We start from the raw sequence: 17,967 nt of genomic DNA, 5'->3' as shown, positions 1-17,967 counted from the left end.
GCGCCGGAGTCAGCGGGCGGATCAATCAAAAGGTTGACCGGCGGCTCAACTCTTCGTCCGTCCGGGATCAACCAGGTGCCCGATGTGGGCTGCGCCGGTGCGCGGGAGAGTGGATTGAGAACGAAATCCACCCCTCACTGAAGGAAGTACAACGTGTTTCTCGCTATTCGTGACATCCGGTTCGCCAAAGGCCGGTTCGCCCTGATGGGCGGCGTGGTGGCCCTGGTGACGCTGCTGCTGGTGCTGCTGTCCGGGCTGACCGCCGGTTTGGGCGATCAGTCCACCTCTGCGATCGGGAAGCTGGGCGCCGGGTCCGGGAGCGGGAGCGGGTCCGGGTCCGGCTCGGCTGCCGGCGGCGCAGCTGCCGGCGGCGGCTCCCGGCCGGTGGACAGCATCGTGTTCGGCGCACCCGGGAGCAATGAGCCGACGGCGTCCTTTACCGAGAGCGAGGTGACTGCCGCGCAGGTGGACAGCTGGCAGCACGTCCCGGGCGTGGCCCGGGCCGAGGCCCTGGGCATCAGCCAGTCGCGCCTTCAGGCCGGCGACGGCGGCACCACCAATGTGGCCGTGTTCGGTGTCGCGGCCGGCGGCGAGTTGGCGCCGGCCCCGGTCCGGGCGGGATCGGTGGTGATCGGCGCTACCGTTGCAGCGGACCTGGCGCTCGACGTCGGCGACACCGCCACGGTGGGTGGCACCGGCCTGGCTGTCACCGCGATCGTGGATGACCAGTGGTATTCACACACCGGAGTGGTGTGGACGGCGCTGCCGACCTGGGCCGAGGTGGCGCACATTTCACCGGTTAGCGCCAGCCCTGCGGGCGGCAGTCCTGCGGGTGGCAGCGCTGCGGGGAATCCGCCGGTGGCCACGGTTATCGCGGTCACCCACCAGGACGGGGCCGTGGTGGACGAGGCGGCTGCCAATACGATGGCGGGCACCGTGAGCGCCAGCCGCACCGGCTCGTTCCAGGCGCTCGGGTCGTTCAAGAGCGAGAACGGCTCCCTGATGCTGATGCAGGCGTTCCTGTACGGGATCTCGGCGCTGGTGATCGTGGCGTTCCTGACCGTGTGGACCGTCCAGCGGACCCGGGACATCGCCGTGCTCAAGGCCATGGGGGCGTCCGGCGGTTACGTGCTGCGCGACGCTCTTGCCCAGGCCGCGCTCGTGCTGCTGGCCGGCGCGGGGTTCGGCGGGGCGGCCGGTGTCCTGGGCGGATTCGCGGCAGCGCAGGCTGCGCCGTTCCTCGTCACTCCGGCCACCACTCTGTTGCCCGTGCTGGGAATCGTTGCCCTCGGCCTGGCCGGCGCCGCGTTGGCCGTCCGGCGGGTCACCACCGTCGATCCGCTGATCGCCCTCGGCGGCAACTGAAATCCCCTCCCTCCTTCCGAAAGGTTCTTCGTTATGTCTGTTTCCCTTTTGTCTGCTGCATCTGTCGCTGCTTCGGCTGGCGGGCCTGCACTCTCCCTTTTGTTGGACAACGTCATCCTCGAATACCCGGACGGAGGCGGAACCATCAAGGCCTTGGACAGTGTCAGCCTGGGGGTGGCGGCCGGCCGGATGGTCTCGCTGGTGGGTCCCTCCGGTTCGGGCAAGTCCAGCCTCCTCGCGGTGGCCGCCACCCTGGTCCGCCCCACCAGCGGGCGCGTGGTGATCGACGGTGTTTCGACCACTGGCCTCAGGGATGCCGAACTCACCGCCCTGCGCCGGGAGAAGGTGGGGATCATCTTCCAGCAGCCCAACCTCCTGGCGTCGCTCACCGCCGTCGAGCAGTTGATGATCGGGCATCACCTGCGCGGCAAGCCGCTGAAGGCCGCCCGTTCGCGGGCGCTTGACTTGCTGGGAATGGTGGGGCTGGGGCCGTCTGCGGATCAGCGTCCGCACCAGCTGTCCGGCGGGCAGCGGCAGCGGGTCAATATCGCGCGGGCGCTGATGGGTGACCCCAGGGTCCTGCTGGTGGATGAGCCGACGGCGGCGCTGGACCATGAGCGCAGCGCGTCGATCGTCGGGCTGCTCCGCCGGGTCACGGACGAGTTCCAGGTGGCCACCGTGATGGTCACGCACGACACGGAGTTCGTCCCGCTGACGGATGCGGTAGCGGTGATGCGCGACGGGGGGTTGGCTGCGCCGCGCAACTCAGGTCAGGGAGCCACCGCTCCGTCTTCGGGCCGCTCCGTCTTCGGATAGGAGGACTGAGACGGCGCAGCCGGACGGGCATGCCTGAAACGATGAACGAAAATGCGTTCGCGGCGTCCCCGTGCTGGACCACAAGGCGGTGTCCGGCGACATGACGGCCACTAGCTCCCCTTACCCCGTTTCTTAGCCGGCGGCGTGGACGTGGAACGTCGGGCTGGCCCTAGGGGGCGAAGGTGCGGTCCCCGGTGAAGAACCCCAGAGCATAGTCAGGGGTCTCAAATTTGACGGTGGTTCCCTTGGGAAAAAACAGCACGTCCCGTTCCCTGGCCCGGGTCACGTCCCCGGTCGTCTGGTCGGTGAGTATGAACTCACCCTGCACGACGACCTTCATTTCGTCGTAGGTGTACGTGTACACCAGGGGTTCGGAGGCCCTGAGCTCGAAGAAGCCGGCGCACATGACCGACCCTTCGGGGTTGGAGAGGGAGTCGCCGATCGCGGCATCAGAGCCGGGTTCGTTCATCTGCGGCAGATCAAGATATCCGTTTTGTACCTGGTAAATAGCTCCGGTTTTGCTGAGGATTCCGGTAAGGGCTTCCATGGCTACTCCTGTGGATAGGTTGTGAAAGGTTTGTCAGAGCTGATGTTGCTTTCCGGGCCACCGCAATATCCGGTGGCAGGTGAAAAGGCTCCTCATCGCGGTGGGACCCGTCTTTCCCTGTCAGGAGACCACGTAGGGCTTGCGTAGCGTCTCGGGGAGTTCCGAGTTGCCGCTCCAGCGCCGCGGGATGAGGACCGCGGGATGAAGACCGTGTCTCCGGTGGGTGGCGGTGTAGATGCCGAGGCTCAGAGCTCGGAGTATTTGAAGGAGTGTGACTCCAGGCCTTCGGGATTGGGGCCGTAAATGGTGACCATCCGCGCGTAAACGGGTGCCCAGTATCGGCCGGGTCGTCCGGGATTTACGCGTGCCGAATCTCCCGGCCGCAGGATGACAGTCTCGCCCTCGCTCTGGATGTGAAGTTCGCCCTCCAGTACAAAATTGGTCTCTGAATGGGGGTGGAAGTCCTCCCAGGCACACGCGTCCAGTTCCCACTCGGAGAGTATGAAGTCGTCCCATGGGCCGTCAGGATGAGAATTTATGAACCTGCAGCGCAGTCCCTGCCATTTCTCCTGCATGGCTTCCAGGGACTTCGCTGGCCAGAAATCTATCGCTTCGTCCGTCGTCGCTGTCGGGAGCTGAGGAGTGGTTATGGCCATTCTTTTCACCATTTCTCTAATAGGGAATCTACTTCTGGAATACCTCGGGGAATGTGAGGAATTCTGCATTAGCGTGACGCAGGTCACTGTGTGCCAAAACTGTGACATGAACCTGCGTTCAAGTCAACGGTTCACCGCCAAGATGATGAACCTTTTTCGGGCGCCCGATAGGCTTAAAAAGCCCGGCGGCTGACAGCAACTGGATACTGGAGAGTTACCTATGCGGTGACCCGCGTGAGAACGAAAAAGAACAGCTGATTGCAGCGACGATCGAAATTATGCATCGTGAGGGCGTTCAGTTTGTGACCATGCGGGCTGTCGCCAAAAAGGCTAATGCCCCCTTAGCGACGGCTAATTATTGCTTCAGCAATAAAGAAAAACTCATGGATGCGGCCCCGGAGGCTTGGTTTAACAACTTGAGCCGCTTTTCCAGCGACGCACCGGTCCACTTGGGACGTCGGAAGACCGTGGAACACGTAGCTGAGGGTTACTGGCGCGCCCTGGAAGAAGAACCCGCAAGCATACTCGCTGAAATCGAACTCATTTTGTGGGCCACACGCAGTGCCGATGTCAGCCCGCTGGCCACTAAGAGCGGGCCGCGAACGGCGCGGGCATGATGCGGTTGGTGAGCGAACATGGTGGGCAACGAAGTTGCCCACCATGTTCATGGTGATTTGGAGTCACCGAGGGGACCTGCCGTTGCGTGTGGCCATTGAGGAACTGGATGGCTTCATCACGAACGTCCCCATCCGTGCCCTGCGCCGCCGCGAATCGGCCACTGCCTCAACCCGTACTGTCGTCATTTCCCGCTGCCAGCACATCCGCAAGCTCCGCCTATGCGAGGGTACCCGTGGCTGGCGGTGCGGGCGGGGTGATGAGGGTGGGCTGGTCATACTCGTTCGAGTAGGTGAGGAAGCCGTGGTGGGCTTCGTAACGGACCAGTATGTCCTCCATGATCTGCTGCTGTGTCACGCCCATCAGGTCGTAGCCCTCCGAACCGGTCTGCGAGAAGACCTCCACGCGGTAGTAGATATCGGCTTCACGGCTCTTATGCCTGCCAAATTTCGGCACGGAGGCCTCTACAGCCTGGATCTGATAGTGGAAGTCGCGCTGGTCCGGGATGGTGACCACGAGCACATGGCTGGGGACACCCGTGTGTTCGTTCGGGAGGGTTTGCAGGGTCGCCTCATGGCCCTGCTTCGTGAACTCCTCGAGGGCTTCGGACAGCGCCGGTTGCGCCGTGAACTCCATAAACCGCTCCGCCTCGTCCTTCGACGGGTAGGAGCGGACCCGCGCCAGCCGCTGACCCCAGGTGCGGTCCGCCCCATGACCGCCGTGCACCGTCATCGACTGCCGCCGCAGCGCCCGGCCCTCACGATCGGCCTTCTCCATCCGCAGCGCCTTGGTGAACGAGGCCATCACCAGCCAGGCGATGATCGTCACCGGCAGACCGAAGATCAGCGTGGCGTACTCCATGGTGGTCACGCCGCCGGCAACCAGCATCGCGATGGTCAGCAGGGCCGTAACCAGGGCCCAGAAGATCCGGAGCCACTTGGCGCCGTCCTGGGTCGCATTGGTGATGTTGGAAGAGAAGTTGGACATCATCATGGCGCCGGAGTTGGCGCTGGTGAGGTAGAACAGCATGCCGGACAACGTGCCCAGCCCGATCAGGAGGGGCGCTCCGGGGAACATCCCAAGCAACGCGTACCAGCCCTCTTGCGGGCTGGTAATGGCCAGTTGCGCGAACTCCTCATTCCCGTTTAGGACCTCGTGCAGGGCACTGTTACCGAAGATACTCACCACCAGGAAGTCGCACAGCACCGGGAAGGTGATGGCGGCGATGACGAACTCCCGCAGCGTACGTCCACGCGAGATGCGGGCCAGGAACAGCCCCACGAAGGGACCCCAAGCCAGCCAGAATGCCCAGAAGAACAGGGTCCAGCCACCCATCCATTCCGAACCGCCTTCCTGGTACGCGAACGTCTGCAGGGTGCGTTCAGGCAGGGTGAAGACAAAGCGGCCGATGTTCTCCACCAGGGAATTGAGCAGGAATGAGGTCTGGCCGGTAACCAGCATGTACAGCAGCAGGGCGGCGGCGCTCCAGATGTTCAGCTCCGCGACCCAGCGGATCGCTTTGTCAACGCCGGAGGTGCACGCGGCGATGGTCAGTACGACGGCGACAATCACCAGCGCGATCTGCAGCGCCAGACCCTCTTCGAGACCGAACATGATGGAGAAGCCGACGTTCAGAAGTACCACGCCGATCCCCATGGCCGTGGCCACACCAAAGACGGTGCCCACCAGGGTGATGATGTCGATCGTGTCGCCCAGCCCGCCCTTGACGCGCTTGCCGAGCAGTGGATACAGGGCCGCCCGGATGGACAGCGGAGTGCCCCACCGGTAGGCGAAGTAGCCCATGGCCATGCCAAGGAGGGCGTACATGGCCCAGCCCGCCACGCCGTAGTGGAACATGGTCCAGACCACGGCTTCGTGGGCCGCCTCGGCCGTCTGGCCTGCGCCCTCCGGCGGTTTCATGTACTGCGTAATGGGTTCGGTCACGGAGTAGAACAGCATGTCGATTCCCACACCGGCGGCGAACAGGTAGGCCACCCAGGTGAAAAGCTTGTACTGCGGGCGAGAGTGGTCCGGGCCCATCCGGACCGAGCCAACCTTGGAAAACGCCACCCACAGCACAAACCCGATCACGACAGTGACAGTGAGCACGTAGAACCAGCCGAGGTTCTCCGCGATCCAACCCACCACCGTCTTCATGGTGGACTGGGCGCCGGCAGGCACCAGCATCGCCCAGATAGAGAAAGCAATAATAATGACTGAGGCGATGATGAAAACCCGCCAGTTGACCTTGGGCGCGCGCTCCTCAGTGAGATCGGCGGGCGCCGTGTCAGGGTCTTTATCGATATTAATGATGCTCAAATGTCCAACTCCAATTCCTGGTTCATGCCGCGCGGAACGCAGCACATCATGGTGGTGTTCGAGGTCTTTTACTGATCGGTCTGATAGACGTCCCCGTGCAGGGGTGCCCGACGAACTACTGGCAGGAAACATTCCCCGCAAATGCCACTGGGGCGCATATCGTGACGCTTTTCCTGCATTTTGTAGGATGCTGCGAAAGATTTATCGAAGAACTGTTCATCACTGGTGAAGGGACTGCGCTGACGATCACCTCTGAAGCCCGGTCAGGGCCCCCGGAGAAGATTGCCGCGAACCATGCATCCCCTGATTTTCAAAGGGCCAGATGGGCTCCGCGTTGAGCCCTCCTGGTGTGATGCCAGTCACGCTGGTCGTCCACATACTTTGACAGGAACGCATGTTCAAGTCAATGGTCCAACTGAAGATTTCGAACCCATTTTTCCGAACCAGGCAGTCACTTCAAGGATCTGACATGAACGCTTGACTTGAACAGCGGTTCATGTACTGTCTATCACAGCACCGTGATCCACCTCACCATCACCGGGGTAACCGAAATTCACGGGGCACGTCCTAATAGAAGATTTCCGACTCTTGAAACGGTTGAAGCCATGAATGATGTAGACACCATTCAGTCCCCGACAGTGACGACGGGGAATGCTGTGGACTTCTGGGCGGCAAAGCCCTTGGAGGCCTTGGGCGGGGAATATGGGCGACTACGCTGCCGGTTTATCAATTCCGGCCCTGTAGGCAGCTGGGACGACTTTATCCTCTCGGAATGGACGCTTAGCTCCTGCGCCTGGGAGGACTTCCACCCGCACAGTGAAACCGCATTCGTACTGGAGGGCGAACTCCATATTGAGAGCCGGGGCAAGACTGTCATCCTGCGGCCGGGCGACTCGGCACGCGTCAACCCGGGCGGCCTGGGCCGGTACTGGGCACCTGTCTACGCGCGGATGATCACCATTTACGGCCCCAATCCCGAAGGCCTGGAATCACACTCCTTCCGATACTCCGAAGCCTGACCCCGACATACCCCTAAATGACAGGACGCTCCGGGCACCGCCAAAACCCTTCAGCACCCGCGCTTAAGCGCGATCCGGCCGCCATGAAGGAAACCTCTGTCACCAGTAGTAGAAGCTCCATAACTTTTTGAAAGGCAAAACAAATGACACAACAGAAAACCTCAATCTCCGCCGCGCTCATCCGCGACGCGAAGAATGCTACGGATCTAGACGATTGGGGCCCCTGCCCTGAAGCGATCGGACCGCAGACGATGGACACCCGGGGAATTTACCTGTGGAAAGACGGGAACAGGGCCGAAGCCGGCGTCTGGGAATGCACCGCAGGACCCTCCCGCTGGGTACTCGAAACGAACGAATTTGTGCACGTCCTCTCAGGCTCCATGACCATCACGCCCGACGGCGGCGAGCCCGAGTTCGTTGGTCCCGGCGACACGATTTTCATTCCTCGCGGCTGGAGCGGCAACTGGGAGATTCACGAGACGCTGCGCAAGCTCTACGTGATCTTCTAATCACGCGTAAAAGCTATCAACAAAGAACCAATCCAAAGATGGACGGTTCTGGCAAAGATAAAGACTTCTGACAAAGACAAGTCAGAAATTCGTAACACTATCCACAGGAGAGATCATGGAAACCACAACACTCGGAAAGTTCACCAAGGCCGGATCCATCCACAAGGTGGAAAACGGCTTCATCGGACTGCCGTCAATGAACGTCCCAGGCGTCGACGCCGCCATCGGCGACTCCCTCACCCACCCCACCGGTTCGGTCATGAGCTCCGGATTCTTCGAGCTCAAGGCCTCCGAGCCCCTGGTCTACACGTATACCTGCGACGAAATGAAGGTCGTCGTGAAGGGTGAATTCATCCTCACCGACCGGGCAACAGGAGAAGTGACCCACGCCAAGGAGCGCGACGTACTCTTCTTCCCCAAGGGCGCAGAAATTACCTTTGAGACGCCCGACTACGGCCTGGGCTTCTTCACCGCCCACGGCTCCATGTCCTAAGCTGCTCCGTTCGTGGCTGCCACCATCAGGCGGTCATGAAGCAGATCACTGGAACCGCTACTTGCCCCTGCAGCAACAGCTATCCATCACCTGGCTGTTGCCGCAGGGGCAAGCCCTCCGCGGCGCGTTTGGCGCTGATCTTCGCTAAGACTGCAGAAGGACGGTTATCTTGACCGTTTGTTCATGTCAGCGTAGCTCCGACCTGGTGTTCCACGTCACAAGAAAGTATTGGCATGAATAGTCAGACAATCGAGTCTTTGGAAGTCCTCATCGACAGCCCGGAAGAACTCTACGAATTGCTCAACGAGGCCGAGGCCTTGCTCCGGCAAGCAGCAATGGCCCGTGGGTCTGCCGGCATTAGGGTCACCCGGCATGACCCTGCCCGATACACATTCGAACTCAGCGACATGGTCCCGTTTGGCGAGACCTGGGAGCAGACAGCCCGGTGACCGTCGTCGCGGGCCTCGCTACCAGTTTGGTCCGTGCGGCAACAATGGCTCCCTCCTACGGACACGCGGGGCCGGCCTGAGTTCCGTCCGCCCCTTGAGCCGTCTTATCGAACTCAAAACAGTCAAGTTTCAGCCTGAGTGCGAGTCAGTCCATTAGATGCTGCTGCTGAACAAACAACGAGGAGTGAATAGTGACTTCAGGGATGAATCGAGCGGGAGGGTCCGGCTGGGATAACGTCCAGGTTGGCGACAAGGTGCAGCTGGTCGGCAGCGGGCGCCCACAGTATGTCGGACTAGTAGACGCCCGGACAGCGGATGGCGACATCATTTGGGTCCACGACCCTGTTGATGGCCGCCGCCTGTTCCACATTCAGGATGGCTACGAACTACAACTGGCCGCATCATGACCGAAAACGGTGTTCTGGTGAATGTCACCGGTTCAGGACCGGAGGCTGGCTAACTGCCATGCCAGTTAGCGGAATGCCTCGTTGCGGAACAGCAGAAGTCTGGCTTATCGCCTACGCTCAGTGGGCCGCGGGAAAATAGTGTGCTGTGGCCCCGCGGGGTCCTTTGGATCTATGGCTTGCGGTGGCTATGGCAGGGCAGCGAGCAGCGGTGCCGAGGCTTGTGCAGTGGCATGGTCAGGGGTGGGAATTTCGATCTGCCCCTCCGGTGCCTTGTTCGTGACCGCTCGATCGGTTGGTCGGTCGCTGCGGCGGGCAAGGATGGACGCACGGCCGCAGCGCGGGCATGTCGTTTCCCCTAGTCCGGTGGGATCCGGGCAGTGCACCTGGGCGCGAAAGAAATAGTCCCGCTCGTGCCCGTGACCGTCCTCGACGTGCTGGATGTCATAGTCGGCCACCCAGGCATGGTCACAACCAGTGCAATTGAAAATGAGCCGTTCGAACGAATTTTCCTTAAGAATCATGAGCTTTCCTTTCAGTCTGTCCGGCCTTTTAGGATGCGAAGGAGCAGTGGCCGGAGAAAAACGTCATTGCGTAGTCATGGGTTCCGAACTTGGCTGTTGTCCCCGTTGGGAAGGACAGCACATCAGCCTCTTACATCCGCGGTGTTTGGCTCCCTTCACTGACGTGACGCCGGTCATGATTTTTCGCCGTTGATTTGGTCATCGACCGTAGGCGTCAGATGGAACCTCGCGGGGTGATATTCATCCTCTAGGTACGAACGAATAGGAGGAACTCTCCTTTCGAATAGGTTCGACCACACTTTAGAACGGTCGGTAATATCAGCCCCAGTTCGGCATTTTATTTACCAACGCAAGATTGCGGGGCGCCCGTCAATCGCCGGCCCTGGCCGAGCACTAAGCCACGGGCCGTCCCAGACGGTAAAGCAATAAGAAGCCGACGGCGGCCGCCGATGGGAAACGAACGTGCCGCCCGAGACAAGCTCAAGAACATTGGATGTGCTTCCCGTTGCGGGTCAGCGCGGACGCGACCAAGACAAGAGAGCGTCTGGCCTTGGGCCCTCCACACGGCCAGCCAGCACACGCACGCCCTGGACGTTGGCCTGAGTGGCGTTGTCCAGGTCGAGCCCCAGGCGCCGAGCACCCAGGTGCGGCATCGGCAGCAGCGGGGCCCCCTCTGCAGGGCGCCGCCGTCGGCAACCTTCCGGATGGCCAGCACCACCGTCCTTTCGCGGTACTGGTTTGCATCGCCGTGGTCCGCCTGGTTCATGGCTCGGTCCTAGCCAAAGGGGTTCGCGTTGGGGGGAAAAATAGGGGGCGGAATAGGGGGCACTTCACGGCGACATCGTTGCTCCGCAGGCATAGTCTTGGCCCGACGTTTCCGAATTTATTGCCTCTCGCGAGGCTCCTTATCCGGCCCGTCAAGGGCGCCAACCGGAGTACCCAGATGAAGAAAAAATTCCCGCTCGTCGCCTGTCTCGCTGCCGCGGCGCTAGTCCTTCCGGCCGGGCCTGCCGCCACCGCCTTCACGGCCGTGGTCGCATCCCCGACAGCAGCAACCGGGGCCGCGGACGAAGCCGCGAGACAGGGCGGATCAACGGCGGCCGGGGGCAAGTTCGTCGTCTCCTTCAGTGGCACTCCCGAAGCCGCCACCGCCGCGATCGAGGCCGCCGGCGGAACAGTGGAGGACGTTACCTCCCAGATCGGTCTCGCCCTGGTCACGGCCCCCGACGGCGCATTCATGGACAAGGTTCGGGCCGGTACCGGCATCCGCGGTGCCGCCCGGAACCACTCCGTCGGTGTGAGCCGGCAGGGGATGCCGCACCACTACGCCGGTGAGCGGGTCGACGCTACCGAACGGGCGCAGGCGAGCCGCCCCGGGAAAGCCGGGAGCCCGTCCACGCCCGGGCCCCTCGCCGAGCCGCTGTCCGACCTTCAGTGGGACATGGAGATGATCGGCGCGACGCCCGACGGCGCCTGGGAGGAGGCGACAGGCAAGGGTGTCGACGTGGGCATCATGGACACGGGGATCGACGCCCGGCACCCCGACATCGCGCCCAACTTCGACGCGAAGCGGTCGCGGAACTTCACCACCGACATCCCGGACATCGACGGACCCTGCGAGTACAAGGACTGCAAGGACCCCGCGAACGTCGACAACGACGGGCACGGAACGCACGTGGCCGGCATCGTAGCCGCGGCCGACAACGAGTTCGGCATCGGCGGGGTGGCTCCCGACGCGACCCTGGTGAACGTGCGCGCAGGACAGGACTCCGGCTACTTCTTCCTGTACGAGACGGTCAAGGCGCTCGTGTACTCGGGGGACATCCGCCTCGACGTCGTGAACATGAGCTTCTACACCGACCCGTGGCTCTATAACTGCACGTCGCCCGACGAGTACGTCAGCGGCACCGTGAGCGACGCGCAGCTGACCGAGCAGCGGCTCATCAGCGAACTGGTGCTGGGCGCGGTGGAGTACGCTTCCGACCGCGGCGTGACCCTGGTCGCGGCCGCCGGTAACGAGCACACCGACCTGGCCGCACCGACCCGCAGCGACGCGACCAGCCCGGACTACCCGCCGAACACCGCCCAGCCGCGGGTCGTGAAGAACACCTGCCTCAACCTGCCCAGCGAGGCTCCGCAGGTGATCAGCGTGTCGTCGGTCGGTCCGTCGGGGACCAAGGCTGACTACTCCAACTACGGGTTCGGTGACGTCGAGATCGCCGCCCCGGGTGGCTGGTTCCGGGACTACTTCGGGACGCCGCAGTCTCAGACCCCTGGGAACCTCATCCTCTCGTCGTATCCGCTCCAGGCGGCGATCGAGCAGGGTCTGGCCGACCCTGAGGGCAACCCGGTCGACGGCTTCTCGGTCAAGTACTGCGACCACGGAAGGTGCGGCTTCTACACGTACCTGCAGGGCACCTCGATGGCGTCGCCGCACGTCGTCGGCGTCGCGGCGCTGATCATCCAGGAGCGGGGCAAGTCCACCGATCATGGCGGATACGCCCTCGACCCGGAGACCGTGGCCCGCGTGATGTTGGGGACGGCGGCCGACCACGCCTGCCCGGTCGGCGGTGTGGAGGACTACACCGCCGAGGGGCGGACGCCGGACTGGAACGCGACCTGCGAAGGGACGACCGATAACAACGGCCTGTACGGCGAGGGCATCCTCGACGCGGACAAGGCGGTGGACTGAGATATCCCGGCGCCGGCTGTGTACGGCATTCGTTGGCGGACGCTTCCCACGACAGGCTAGGCTGCAGCTGCTCGCTCCCCGAGCGGGCCCCACAAAGCGGCGGTCAAGTCCACCGATATCGAACTGGCCAAGCTACGGCTTGGAACCCTCCGCCACCTCGACGGCGACGTCCAGCAATAGAGCCGGCCGCGTTCCGACGCCGCTTGAAGGGTGGCGGGGGTGTCTTCCTAACCCCTTGGCAGAACTAGCGGGATTGGAGAGCATCCAGTGCCACTGCCATCGCCGCCGCAACCCGGCCGTCAAGTCGTGCGCCTGGCAGGGTGATGACGTAGCGGTCGCGCAGAGAATTACACGCTCAAACTACTGCTGGTCCACCGGCCGGTCGACGAATAAAATCGCAGCACCACCCAGGGCTCGACGTTTTTGCGTACCTGGATTAGAGTTCGTTGCTGGACTCCAATTGAGTTTCCCCGGACGAGACGCGCCGTACCCGGACTGACGACGACGCTCAAAGGAGATGACTAATGGGTGTCGCCGTTCAAATTGCTGGATCCCTCCTAGTTCTGGCAGGTTTTATCTGCTGCCAACTTGGCTGGATGGAAGCAAAATCAAAGAACTTTCTCGTTTTGAACCTGTTTGGATCCGGAATCCTTGCGGTAGATGCATTCTTTGGTAGACAATGGGGCTTTCTTCTCCTTGAGGGAGTCTGGGCAGCCGTATCTCTGGCCTCGTTTGCGCGGCTTGTCATAGCGGGAGTGTCAGTTCCGCGAGTTAAGACTCCGGATGAATGAACCCTGTCTGGGTGCCCCTGCCAAAGTGCTCTAATTGCTATGCGTTCAGCGGCTAGGCGGATGCGTTCGTTTTGTTATACCGCCCTTGGCATAGCAGAGCAATTCGTCCTAAGGCTGTGGCGTCGGCATGTTTGAACGCCCCCAAGAGTTTTGACCCCACGGCCTTGGCGCCCACCCGCCGCCCAATGCCGGTGGCGTTGTCGAAGACCAGATGCCTCGGTGCGGCCCCGAAATCCACCTGCGCGGTCCCGGCGGGCCGCACCAATTCGGTGAAACCCGATCCTGTTCCGGGCCGTCCATTTCTTCACGAACCGCTGCACCGGGGAATACGTCACGATAAAACCGTGCTCATCCACGAGTCGGCCAAAGACACGTTTGGCCGTATTCCGTGGCTTGCGGTTCCGGCGCTGGTCATCGGTCAACCACGCTTCGATACGTGCTCGAACCCGGTGAGCACCGAAGCCCCGCGCCGGGCAACGGCACCGGGGGTGCCGGCGAGTAGTTGTCCTGATCGGCGTACTTGGACACCAAGGACCGGCTTACGCCCACCTGCAGGCGATCTCCCGGGCCGGGACTCCTGTCAATGGCCATTAGGTTCTGCCCACGGGCGATCACGCACAAACGCCCAAGCTATACACGTTTTGGTCGTCGAGCCGCGACGCCGTTGCAGCGCACGCTACGCCCCCGCGGGAACCTGGGGGCCCTCGTCGAGAACCCCGCCATTCTGGAGGAGGTCGAGGAAATCTGCGCCACACTCGGGCTGGATGCCGTCGGCGTCGGCAGCGGCGACATGGGCCAGAGCCTCGGCGCCAGTTACAGCGGAATGCCGGACGCGCGCGCGTCCGTGCCGCGTTCGAACGCGTCACGGCCGCCGCTAGGGCCTGGTCTCCCGTCTTGGCGATGCCAACGATCAATGACCCCCTTCGCCTCGGGTCCGTTCCTTTGCTGACGATGGAGTCCGGCTTGTGACCTTCGACACCGACGCGCTGATGTTCAAGAGGGCATGCGCCAGCATCGTTGCCGGCTTCTAAACCAGCGTCGAGGACATGGCGGTCGGAGCCCAAGTGAGGAGGCAGACCGTAACCGATTAGGACGGCCTCGTGGGCACAGGCCTGCCAGAACCTAGAGTGGCTTTCACTGCCTGCTTCCCCATGCTGCTCCGGGCCGAATGAGATCCAACCGCCGCACTCGATGCACCGTCAGGGCGCCCCACCCATATTCAGGGGGCGTCGGCAATCCCTGATACTGGACCACCTGACCTGCGGCATTCCGATGTTTCTTCGAAGTGCATGGACACGCCGTTCATAGCTTCACTCGAACTAAAGCGTCAGGCGAGAACCTGCTCGCGAGTTTCACCGAAGGGTACCTTGTCACACAGCATGAGTGTGTACCGGTTGGGATCATGGCGGGTGACGAGTATGCCTGCAGCTCGCTGAGGCACATGTCGTAGCAATGCCTCTGCCTCGTCCAGCAACTCGTGAAGTTGATGGGGTTGAGTAACGATAATTTCAAGCTGCTCCGTGGTCTTACTAGGCATGACGAACAGCTACCTTCCTTGGGAATTTTCCCGAACTTGCTGACCCTCCTCCTGCAAGTTCGATGGCTTTAGATCAAATAAAGCGTGACGGGGTCATCATCGCGAACCAAAAGACGACGGCAGCCCATGCCGATTTCAATAACCCATAAGAGCCGGCCGTCGTCGTGGTCATCCACGTAGCCCGTGTAAAGGAACAAATCATCGGACCAAACTTCAACCTGGCTCCCCCGTCGCAGATAAGCCCAATCGTCGACACGCTGCCGGTCGGTGAGGCTCCAAGCCTCCCCGGTCAGTCCGAGTATCTGCTCAATCACTTAGCGCTCCTTGTCTCATACTGCAGTGGCCACCCTCTTCCAGTAACCGCGCATGCAACTTCCATCAACAGCAGAAACCCGAACAAAGCGACGGACTCTTTCTGCTGTCACGGCCGAGCCCTTGGACCCGTCACTGCAATTCCTGGCCGCACCGACACGTGCAATTGAACCCATCATGGTGGACCAGATGGAGTTGTAATACACTTTTTATTGACGGTTTTAACTATACGAAGGAGTAGTAGCAACAAACGGCACGCGGCAGGCCCGCATGAGGCGGAATTATGAAGGGGCTATGAGATGCCGGATTGCCACAAGAAGTTCGACATAGTTCAGCTAGGACAGGCAAGCCCTCCTGGGACGGTTCTCAGAAAGATCAATCATGCGACTTGGGGCGACAGCGGTTCAATCAGGACAGCCAGCAGCTCCGGATGCGTCACTCCTAAGACCTCAGGAAGACGACTTTCCTAAGCGACCGTCCCGTTTGTCTATTATTAGTAGACCCACAGCCACAGATCCGGAGCAGATTTTGGCCTCGACAGCAGTACAATCGCAGATCTATCGGTCGTTACCAGAAACCGAGAGGGCCGAGGCGGTTGCGGAAAGAATTCTCAAGGGGATCGCGCTCGGGCTCCTCAAAGTCGGTGAACGCTTGCCCTCTGAGGCGGCTCTCTCGGATATGTTTGGGGTCGGCCTATTGACCCTTCGGGAAGCCTTGGCCGGGCTGCGCGAGCAGGGAATCGTGGAGACTCGCAGGGGACGTAGTGGAGGAACCTTCGTCGTCAGGCAGCCTTCACCCCAGACCGACGTGATTCGGGAGTGGTTTCTCTCCACGTCCGTCTCCGAAATACGCGATATCGGGGACGAACATATTGCTATAGCCGCCGCAACGGTTCGCTTGGCATGTGAGCGCGCCGTACCACATGACTTCGACCGCCTTCATGATCTCGCAGAGGCATTGGTTTTGGCCGGCACTCCAGAAGAGCGTGCACCTGCCGACGCGCGCTTCCACTTCGAGTTGGCAGTAGCGGCGCAATCCCCGAGGCTTACTGCTGCAGAAATGCGGCTCCAGGAAGAAACAGTTCAGCTCCTATGGAGTCCTTTAGGCGTGCCCCCTGACCCTGAAGCAGCAGCCGCTGAACACTTGGAGCTGGTCCAGGCAGTCGCTCAGGACCAACCCGAGACAGCTCAGAAGCTTGTACACGCACACATCAAACGGAACATCTTCCGCCTTATCGACACGAAACTCACCCTGAGTTACACCGCAAATAGTCAGAGTGGACAGTGATCTGCCTCGCCGGGGCACCTGACGTGTAAAGCTAAGCATTGAATGTTCAACCCAATAACACGAAACTTACTCGTTCCGACGAACACAGGATGGCCAATGACGACCGACAAGGATGTCGAAAATGTTGCCCAAGCCCTTGCTGCCTGGATAAGCGGCATCTCCACTGAGGCCAAGAAACTAACCGAAAACGTCGCCTCGCTGCTCGAGCAAAATCTTGCCGACAAGAGCAAGATCGATAAGGCCGCACTCCTTGGGCTGGAGGGAATCATATGGGAGTTCTTGGAGAAAAATTCTTATGCTGTTGGCGCTGGAACCTTCTTCGATGCAGGCTCCGTTGAGGAGGGCGTAAGCGTTTTCGAGTGGTGGTTCCGAAGGGACTCCGGTGCATTGAAAAAGCTCGACGCTGACCGAACTCCGGGCAGTAATCGATATTACGACTATGAGAAGCTGCCCTTTTTTTCCGCAGCCGCCTCGACAGGGGAGCTAACACTGTGGGGTCCGTATGTCGACCATCTCGGCGTCGACGAATACATTATGTCGTTCACAGCCCCATTTTTCGTCCATGGACGGTTTCTGGGCGTATCTGGATGTGACCTTCGGATCAAGGACTTGGAACCGCTCATCATGCCCGATCTGCGCGTCATCCCAATGGACGCCGCCCTAATCAATGCTGATGACCGCGTCATTCTAGGTAACTCGGGGACATACTTGGTGGGTGAGCGGATAAAAGCCTGGGCGCCAAACCAACATCGAGTGGCTTTGGATGTCCCCCATATGGGACTCTCCCTGATCTACAGCACCTAGTCTCAACGCAGGACCTCGTTAGAAGCAGTCAGGCGATCACGGTGTCCTAGTCATGCACATGGATTATCGAGAATGATCGGCTCACCAACTGGCATAGGGCTTGGGCCTCGATAGTCTCCTCCGCTGCATACGTTGCTGTCCGCCGCGAGGAATGGGAACGCAGCGGAAGCTCTCCAGGCGAGTAGCCGCGCACCCCCTATACAAACATTCAAAATTGAATTTTTTACTCGGTTTGGACCTTGCCCTGGAGGGTAGAGCCTGCGCACGAGGACGCCCGGAACAGGCTCAGCCTCCAACCGACAGATTCGCATATTCGGCGTTCTGCGCCCCCCGCGAGAAGACTCCTCGGCGGCGGTATCCCTTGTTATGGCTCGTCAGCCCCGCGTGAAGCACGCTGGTCATCTGCTACCCCACGCGGGATGATCGGGGTCGGGCAACTAGCCTGCAGGGACTGCTTGCGGATGGATTCGAAATGCGCTCAATGTCTCGTCCCCCACGACCGGCTAATGCGGAAGCGCCGTTTCCTCGAAAAAACCTCTAAATCATTCTAGATAAAATGCTTTAGATGCCGTAGGTTGATCTGCATGGGAATCACGTGATCGACATCACTCCAGTAGGTCCGAAGCCGGGACCGCAACATCCATTGAGGGATGGCGGGTCAGCGCTTGGCACCTGCAGGAAAGCTGCAGCAAACCTGCCGTTGCGTCAAAGGGCGGGTTGTCCTGTTTATGAGTGGATTACCACACCTCACTCGTATTCGGTGCTGCGGCCGCCAGGCCACGAGGACTCTCATCCTGAACAAGACACAAGGAGAAAACCATGACTCTC

At 61.1% G+C, this 17,967-nt stretch carries 16 protein-coding genes and 1 riboswitch; of the genes, 11 read left to right on the top strand and 5 right to left on the bottom strand.

The genetic code is table 11. The annotated features are described in order from the left end of the window. Positions 1–153 precede the first annotated feature (153 nt). Both IAQ70_RS19415 and IAQ70_RS19410 read left to right on the top strand, forming a co-directional pair. Positions 154–1,365: an FtsX-like permease family protein gene (locus IAQ70_RS19415; protein ID WP_190991306.1), complete on the top strand. Its 1,212-nt coding sequence runs from the start codon at positions 154–156 to the stop codon at positions 1,363–1,365. A gap of 33 nt (positions 1,366–1,398) precedes the next feature. Next, on the top strand, positions 1,399–2,181 hold the full coding sequence (locus IAQ70_RS19410; RefSeq protein WP_190991304.1) for an ABC transporter ATP-binding protein: 783 nt from the start codon (positions 1,399–1,401) through the stop codon (positions 2,179–2,181). Between the two features lie 169 nt (positions 2,182–2,350). On the opposite strand, the gene IAQ70_RS19405 is transcribed toward IAQ70_RS19410, so the two are convergent. Continuing rightward, positions 2,351–2,728, bottom strand: a complete 378-nt coding sequence (locus IAQ70_RS19405) for a cupin domain-containing protein (protein WP_190991302.1) — start codon at positions 2,726–2,728, stop codon at positions 2,351–2,353. Positions 2,729–2,973: 245 nt separating this feature from the next. Further along, positions 2,974–3,384, bottom strand: a complete 411-nt coding sequence (locus IAQ70_RS19400) for a cupin domain-containing protein (protein WP_223860397.1) — start codon at positions 3,382–3,384, stop codon at positions 2,974–2,976. Positions 3,385–3,551: 167 nt separating this feature from the next. Between IAQ70_RS19400 and IAQ70_RS19395 the strand changes: the two genes are divergently transcribed. Then, a complete protein-coding gene (locus IAQ70_RS19395) occupies positions 3,552–4,001 on the top strand; it encodes a TetR/AcrR family transcriptional regulator (protein WP_317983717.1) in 450 nt (149 codons plus the stop codon). Between the two features lie 217 nt (positions 4,002–4,218). Here the strand turns inward: IAQ70_RS19395 and betT are convergent, their stop codons facing one another. Then, positions 4,219–6,318, bottom strand: coding sequence for a choline BCCT transporter BetT (betT, locus tag IAQ70_RS19390; protein ID WP_223860395.1), 2,100 nt, complete (start codon positions 6,316–6,318; stop codon positions 4,219–4,221). Between the two features lie 605 nt (positions 6,319–6,923). On the opposite strand from betT, the gene IAQ70_RS19385 reads away from it, so the two are divergent. The 4 genes from IAQ70_RS19385 to IAQ70_RS19370 all read left to right on the top strand — a co-directional run bounded on the left by IAQ70_RS19385 (position 6,924) and on the right by IAQ70_RS19370 (position 8,788). Next, the gene (locus IAQ70_RS19385; RefSeq protein WP_223860393.1) at positions 6,924–7,337 is read left to right on the top strand and encodes a cupin domain-containing protein; all 414 of its coding nucleotides are present in this window, start codon (positions 6,924–6,926) and stop codon (positions 7,335–7,337) included. Between the two features lie 143 nt (positions 7,338–7,480). Then, positions 7,481–7,846, top strand: a complete 366-nt coding sequence (locus tag IAQ70_RS19380; protein ID WP_190991298.1) for a cupin domain-containing protein — start codon at positions 7,481–7,483, stop codon at positions 7,844–7,846. A gap of 115 nt (positions 7,847–7,961) precedes the next feature. Continuing rightward, positions 7,962–8,339, top strand: a complete 378-nt coding sequence (locus IAQ70_RS19375) for a cupin domain-containing protein (protein WP_223860392.1) — start codon at positions 7,962–7,964, stop codon at positions 8,337–8,339. Between the two features lie 233 nt (positions 8,340–8,572). Then, positions 8,573–8,788 carry a hypothetical protein gene (locus IAQ70_RS19370; RefSeq protein WP_190991296.1) on the top strand — a complete coding sequence of 72 codons (216 nt, stop codon included), beginning with the start codon at positions 8,573–8,575 and terminating at the stop codon, positions 8,786–8,788. 592 nt (positions 8,789–9,380) lie between these two features. Here IAQ70_RS19370 and IAQ70_RS19365 read toward each other — a convergent pair. Then, positions 9,381–9,716, bottom strand: coding sequence for a hypothetical protein (locus IAQ70_RS19365; protein ID WP_190991294.1), 336 nt, complete (start codon positions 9,714–9,716; stop codon positions 9,381–9,383). A gap of 943 nt (positions 9,717–10,659) precedes the next feature. Here IAQ70_RS19365 and IAQ70_RS19360 point away from each other — a divergent pair. After that, a complete protein-coding gene (locus IAQ70_RS19360; RefSeq protein ID WP_190991292.1) occupies positions 10,660–12,408 on the top strand; it encodes a S8 family peptidase in 1,749 nt (582 codons plus the stop codon). 447 nt (positions 12,409–12,855) lie between these two features. Further along, positions 12,856–12,919, top strand: a riboswitch (guanidine-III (ykkC-III) riboswitch). 13 nt (positions 12,920–12,932) lie between these two features. Next, positions 12,933–13,199, top strand: a complete 267-nt coding sequence (locus IAQ70_RS19355) for a CBU_0592 family membrane protein (protein ID WP_190991290.1) — start codon at positions 12,933–12,935, stop codon at positions 13,197–13,199. A gap of 1,605 nt (positions 13,200–14,804) precedes the next feature. Here IAQ70_RS19355 and IAQ70_RS19350 read toward each other — a convergent pair. Then, positions 14,805–15,050: a hypothetical protein gene (locus tag IAQ70_RS19350; RefSeq protein WP_190991288.1), complete on the bottom strand. Its 246-nt coding sequence runs from the start codon at positions 15,048–15,050 to the stop codon at positions 14,805–14,807. A 526-nt stretch (positions 15,051–15,576) separates the two neighbouring features. Between IAQ70_RS19350 and IAQ70_RS19345 the strand changes: the two genes are divergently transcribed. Together IAQ70_RS19345 and IAQ70_RS19340 are read left to right on the top strand one after the other, a co-directional pair. After that, positions 15,577–16,335, top strand: a complete 759-nt coding sequence (locus tag IAQ70_RS19345; protein WP_223860391.1) for a FadR/GntR family transcriptional regulator — start codon at positions 15,577–15,579, stop codon at positions 16,333–16,335. A 96-nt stretch (positions 16,336–16,431) separates the two neighbouring features. Next, the gene (locus IAQ70_RS19340) at positions 16,432–17,139 is read left to right on the top strand and encodes a cache domain-containing protein (RefSeq protein ID WP_190991285.1); all 708 of its coding nucleotides are present in this window, start codon (positions 16,432–16,434) and stop codon (positions 17,137–17,139) included. Positions 17,140–17,967: the final 828 nt, after the last annotated feature.

The sequence above is a fragment of the Pseudarthrobacter sulfonivorans genome, assembly GCF_014712225.1.
GTDB lineage: Bacteria > Actinomycetota > Actinomycetes > Actinomycetales > Micrococcaceae > Arthrobacter > Arthrobacter sulfonivorans.
This window is presented reverse-complemented; position numbering and strand designations above follow the sequence as displayed.

What these genes read in the sequence shown, in the direction of transcription:
- IAQ70_RS19410 (WP_190991304.1), top strand. Translation starts at nt 1,399, where the DNA reads ATGTCTGTTTCCCTTTTGTCTGCTGCATCTGTCGCTGCTTCGGCTGGC.
- IAQ70_RS19405 (WP_190991302.1), bottom strand. Translation starts at nt 2,728, where the DNA reads ATGGAAGCCCTTACCGGAATCCTCAGCAAAACCGGAGCTATTTACCAG.
- IAQ70_RS19400 (WP_223860397.1), bottom strand. Translation starts at nt 3,384, where the DNA reads ATGGCCATAACCACTCCTCAGCTCCCGACAGCGACGACGGACGAAGCG.
- IAQ70_RS19385 (WP_223860393.1), top strand. Translation starts at nt 6,924, where the DNA reads ATGAATGATGTAGACACCATTCAGTCCCCGACAGTGACGACGGGGAAT.
- IAQ70_RS19380 (WP_190991298.1), top strand. Translation starts at nt 7,481, where the DNA reads ATGACACAACAGAAAACCTCAATCTCCGCCGCGCTCATCCGCGACGCG.
- IAQ70_RS19375 (WP_223860392.1), top strand. Translation starts at nt 7,962, where the DNA reads ATGGAAACCACAACACTCGGAAAGTTCACCAAGGCCGGATCCATCCAC.
- IAQ70_RS19370 (WP_190991296.1), top strand. Translation starts at nt 8,573, where the DNA reads ATGAATAGTCAGACAATCGAGTCTTTGGAAGTCCTCATCGACAGCCCG.
- IAQ70_RS19365 (WP_190991294.1), bottom strand. Translation starts at nt 9,716, where the DNA reads ATGATTCTTAAGGAAAATTCGTTCGAACGGCTCATTTTCAATTGCACT.
- IAQ70_RS19360 (WP_190991292.1), top strand. Translation starts at nt 10,660, where the DNA reads ATGAAGAAAAAATTCCCGCTCGTCGCCTGTCTCGCTGCCGCGGCGCTA.
- IAQ70_RS19355 (WP_190991290.1), top strand. Translation starts at nt 12,933, where the DNA reads ATGGGTGTCGCCGTTCAAATTGCTGGATCCCTCCTAGTTCTGGCAGGT.
- IAQ70_RS19340 (WP_190991285.1), top strand. Translation starts at nt 16,432, where the DNA reads ATGACGACCGACAAGGATGTCGAAAATGTTGCCCAAGCCCTTGCTGCC.